The organism is Streptomyces sp. PT12, from assembly GCF_003311645.1.
In the GTDB taxonomy this organism is placed as follows: Bacteria; Actinomycetota; Actinomycetes; order Streptomycetales; family Streptomycetaceae; genus Streptomyces.
This window is the reverse complement of record NZ_QEST01000203.1, coordinates 1-606: the sequence shown is the minus strand read 5'-3', so window position 1 is coordinate 606 and position 606 is coordinate 1. Positions and strand designations below refer to the sequence as shown.

Annotated in this window: 1 protein-coding gene; it reads left to right on the top strand. The window is 72.1% G+C overall.

Annotated elements, in window-relative coordinates:
• On the top strand, positions 1 to 606 hold a 606-nt coding region (locus DEH69_RS22895; protein WP_147255773.1), incomplete at both ends, for a ketoacyl-synthetase C-terminal extension domain-containing protein.

Sequence of the window (606 nt, the reverse complement as noted above, 5' to 3'; positions counted from 1 at the left end):
CGAGGGCGCGGGCATGATCGTCCTGGAACGCCTCTCGGACGCCCGGCGCAACGGCCACCCCGTGCTCGCCGTGATCCGCGGCTCCGCCGTCAACCAGGACGGCGCGTCCAACGGCCTCACCGCCCCCAACGGCCCCTCACAGCAGCGCGTCATCGCCCAGGCGCTGGCCAGCGCCGGACTCACCCCCCACGACGTGGACGCCGTCGAAGGCCATGGCACCGGCACCTCACTCGGCGACCCCATCGAGGCCCAGGCACTCCTGGCCACCTACGGCCAGGGCCGCCAAGAGCCGCTGTGGCTCGGCTCATTGAAGTCCAACATCGGGCACGCCCAGGCCGCCGCTGGCATCGGCGGCGTCATCAAGATGATCCAGGCCATGCGCCACGGCGTCCTCCCCCGCACCCTCCATGTCGACGAGCCCAGCCCACGCGTCAACTGGGCCTCGGGCAACATCAAGCTGCTCACCGAGGCCCGCGCCTGGCCCGACACCGACCACCCACGCCGCGCCGCCGTCTCCTCCTTCGGCATCAGCGGCACCAACGCCCACCTCATCCTCGAACAAGCCCCCCAACAGCCCACCGAGACAGCCCAGGCGACCGAGGCGCC